The 4,155-nt window shown below is 58.2% G+C and carries 3 protein-coding genes; all 3 read right to left on the bottom strand.

What is annotated here, in order from left to right:
* Nucleotides 1-415: 415 nt before the first annotated feature.
* Nucleotides 416-601 (bottom strand): FeoB-associated Cys-rich membrane protein, encoded by a 186-nt coding sequence (locus IK083_08970; GenBank protein MBR4749681.1) that lies wholly within the window; start codon nt 599-601, stop codon nt 416-418.
* Nucleotides 588-2,981 (bottom strand): ferrous iron transporter B, encoded by a 2,394-nt coding sequence (locus tag IK083_08965; protein ID MBR4749680.1) that lies wholly within the window; start codon nt 2,979-2,981, stop codon nt 588-590. Before IK083_08965 ends, IK083_08970 begins: the two co-directional genes overlap by 14 nt.
* Nucleotides 2,982-3,376: 395 nt before the next feature.
* Nucleotides 3,377-3,598 (bottom strand): ferrous iron transport protein A, encoded by a 222-nt coding sequence (locus IK083_08960; protein ID MBR4749679.1) that lies wholly within the window; start codon nt 3,596-3,598, stop codon nt 3,377-3,379.
* Nucleotides 3,599-4,155: the final 557 nt, after the last annotated feature.

The raw sequence follows: 4,155 nt of genomic DNA, 5'->3' as shown, positions 1-4,155 counted from the left end.
TTTCCGGTTTTTTGTCCCGTCGGGCCGGCGGCCGATCCAGACGTCATCTCGGCGGTTTTGACGTCAGGCAAAACCGGTAATTCGGGGCCCCCACGAATAAAGGTATTCGCGGGGTGAATATGAGATCCCCTTCAAACTGTCGGAAGGGCCACGGCACGGCACCATACTCACCGCCGGGGGTAAGTATGTTTTGTCCCGTTGAGCCGGTCCGTAGCCAGGGCTCGCGGTCCTATCGAAGGGGATCTCTTACCGCCCTTCGCTTCGTTCAGGGCGCCGAGATGACGTTTTTGTTGAACGGGACATGACGCACGTCCTGCGTTTGGATGACGGCGGAGAGCCGGCTGGCGGGCAACGAAGAGCGCTCCGGAAGTCTTCCGGAGCGCATCAAGCATATATATAGAGTGTGCAGTGAGTCTTATTTCTTGCGGCAGTCCTCACAATCCTTGCCGCAGCCGTTTTTGGACGGGCAGTCGGCGCAGCCGCAGCCGCAGCCTCCGCCCTTCTTTTTGTTCTTGACCACAGAGATGACTGCCAGTATCACGCACAGGAGCAGTATGGCCAGGGGGAGCAGGGTGGGCAGCAATTCTTTAAGCAGTTGCATATTTCCTCTCCTTTTTCACCAGCATATACAGTCCGTATATGACTATGGCTATGGCGGCTGCGAAGCCTATGACGTTCATGTGCCCGGCGAAGGCCATTCCCAGCTGATAGATGACCATGCCCACCAACCAGGCAAAGCCGCACTGATAGCCGATGGCGAACCAGAACCAGCCGGGGCTGTTCATCTCTCTCTTGATGGCGCCCATAGCGGCAAAGCAGGGAGCGCACAGCAGATTGAAGGCCAGGAAGCTGAAGCCGCTGATGGCTGTGAAGGACGCTGCCATAGTGCCGTAAGTATCTCCGCTGCCTCCGTAGAGGATGCCCAGGGTGCCCACGATGTTTTCCTTGGCCACCAGGCCCGTGATGGAAGCCACGGCGGCCTGCCAGTTGCCCCACCCGAGGGGCGCGAATATCCAGCAGACGGCGGAGCCTATGCGGGCCAGTATGCTGAGATTCAGCTCGTCCTCAGCCAGCATCCTGAAGCCGTCGGCGGTCCAGCCGAAAAAGGTGGTGAACCACACGAATATGGTGGACAGGAATATGATGGTAAAGGCCTTTTTGATGTAGCTGATACCCCGTTCCCACATCCTGCGGAGCATGCTCAACAGGGTGGGCAGGTGATACTCGGGCAACTCCATGACAAAGGGAGTGCTCTCACCGGCGAACATGCGGGTCTTTTTGAGAATGACGCCCGATATGATGATGGCGGCGATACCCATAAAATAGGCCGACACCGCTATCCAGGGCGAGCCTCCGAAGATGGCGCCGGCTATCATGGCGATAAAGGGCGTCTTGGCGCTGCAGGGTATAAAGGTGGTGGTCATGACCGTCAGCCTGCGATTCTGGGGGTTTTCGATGGTCCGGGCAGCCATGATGCCGGGTACCCCGCAGCCGGTGCCTATCAGGATGGGTATGAAGGACTTGCCCGACAGGCCGAACTTTCTGAAGAGCCTGTCCAGTACAAAGGCGATACGGGATATGTAGCCGCAGCCTTCCAGAAAGCTCAGCAGGAAGAAGAGCACGAATATCTGAGGCACAAAGCCCAGCACGGCGCCCACGCCGGCGATCACGCCGTCGATGATTAGGCCCCGCAGCCATTCGGGGCTGCCGTCAAGCCATTTGTCCGCCAGGGAGGGCACGCCGGGCACGTACACGCCGTAATCGGCGGGAGCCGGCTCCTCATACTTGTACTTTGCCAGGACCCGGGAGGCGTGGATCAGATCTTCGTAGCCAAAGGCTATGGTCTCGGTGGCCAGTGTCTCTTCGTCTTCCAGGGCATACTCGGCAGTGGACGAGGCGTCGTTGTCCCTGAGAGCCTTCAGCACCTGTGCGGCGGTGGGCTCTTCCTCGCCGGTGAAGGCCTGGGCTGCGTTCAGGGCCTGGCCGTAATCGTCGGCAGCCTGTCTGTAAGCCGCGCCGCCGGTGATGTGCCAGCCGCCGCCGAACAGGCAGTCGTTGGCCCAATCGGTGGCGGCGACGCCCACGGTGGACATGGCTATGTAGTATATGACAAACATGACCGCAGCAAATATGGGCAGCCCCAGCCATTTGTTGGTGACTATGCTGTCTATCCTGGCCGAGGCGCTGGCGGCAGTCACGTTGGTATAGCAATCTTTGGTGATGCGGCTGATAAAGTCGTAGCGTTCGTTGACTATCACCGCGTCGGAGGTGTCGCCCATCAGCTTTTCCACCGCGGCGATATCGTTTTCGATATGCCGCATGACCTCCTCGGACAGCAGCAGCTTGTGGGTGACGTCTTCATCCCGCTCAAAGAGCTTGACTGCATACCAGCGCTGCCTGAATTCGGAGACCTCGTGCACGCAGGCTTCCTCTATGTGGGCCAGAGCGTGCTCCGTCTCGCCGGAAAAGATGTGCAGCGGGACCACGGGGCCTCCCTGGGCGGCCTTGCGGGCGGCTGCCACGGCTTCGTCGATACCGGTCTTTTTCAGGGCGGATATCTCCACCACCGGGCATCGGAGCCTTTCGGAAAGCAGCCGTGTATTGATGAGGATGTGTCTTTTTTCCACCAGATCCAGGTGGTTGATGGCGGCCACCACGGGAATACCCAGCTCCAGCAGCTGTGTGGTCAGATAGAGATTTCTCTCCAGATTGGTGCCGTCGATGATGTTGAGAATAACGTCGGGGCGGTCTTCGGTGAGGTATTGACGCGCCACCACTTCCTCGGGTGAATAAGGGGACAGCGAATAGATCCCCGGAAGGTCGGTGACGGTGACGGACTTGTCAGTCCTGAGATGTCCTTCTTTTTTCTCTACGGTGACGCCGGGCCAGTTGCCAACGTACTGATCCGAGCCCGTAAGAGCGTTGAACAAAGTGGTCTTGCCACTATTTGGATTGCCCGCGAGGGCTATTGTGATACTCATTTATTTCTCCCTGGGCCCGAGGCCCTTTGAAAATTACCGTTTTATTTCTTTGGCTCTGCGGGAAAACCGCCGCAGGGTCACCTATCCGCCCGGGCCGAAGCCTCATGCGGATATGCCGCGAATCTGATCTCATCGTTGGCTCTGCGGGGAGCATCCTCCGCAGGGTCACCTATCCGCGCGGCCGAAGCCGGGACGGATATGCCGCTGATCCGATCACAGCACCTCTGGGTAAATAAACGTGACAGCAGCAAATGCCGCTGGTTTGGCTGCAGCGTAAAGCGTGCCCGGGTATTTTTGCCTGACAAAAGCCGGCAAACAGGCGTGATCTACGGCTGACGCCATGAAGTCGGAAAAGAAACGTGAATATGGGGGTCTTGCAGGTCCGCCAAAAGGCTTTATTCGACCTCTATGCTGGCTGCGTCCTCACGGCGGAGGGTGAGCTCGTAGCCCCGCAGCGTCATTTCAAGAGGATCGCCCAAGGGAGCAGCCTTCCTGACGAAGATCTCGGTGCCCTTGGTGATGCCCATGTCCATTATGCGGCGCCGCAGCGCGCCTTCGCCGTGGATCTTCACGACACGGGCGCTGGAGCCAATGCTGACATCACTGAGTGTTTTCATAATACGGTCCTTTGGCAGATGAAAAACCCTGTCATTCTTTTCTTTCCACTACTATTATAGTACTTCTTTTTACCAAAATCAACGCGTGACAGCATTTCTTCCCCGGACGCCCCGCGTCATCCCGGCGGTTGGCAGTGCATAGCGCTTTCCTCGATCGGACGGCATTGTTTTCCTCCGCAAAGCCTGCGGCTTTGCGGAGGAAAACTTCTTGTCATCCCGGCCCAAATCGCAATATATGTAATGCGTCAGCATTACGCGATTTGGGGGAAGGGACCTCCGGTGGGGCCCATTTGCCCTTACATTGCTCCGTCACAGACGGAGAGGGCAAATGGGAGGGGCCGGTCTTCGGTATGGACACAAGACTCAGAAGAACGCTTTCCTCTGTCCCGCTGGGCCGGTCCATCGTCGGCGGCCGATCCAGACGTCATCTCGGCGGTTTTGACGTCAGGCAAAACCGGTAAGAGATCCCCTTCAAACTGTCGGAAGGGCCACGGCACGGCACCATACTCACCGCCGGGGGGTAAGTATGTTTTGTCCCGTTGGGCCGGTTCGTGACC

Source organism: Abditibacteriota bacterium, assembly GCA_017552965.1.
Lineage (GTDB): Bacteria > Armatimonadota > UBA5829 > UBA5829 > UBA5829 > RGIG7931.
Note: the sequence above shows the minus strand (reverse complement) of the source record. Positions and strands in the feature narration are given on the sequence as shown.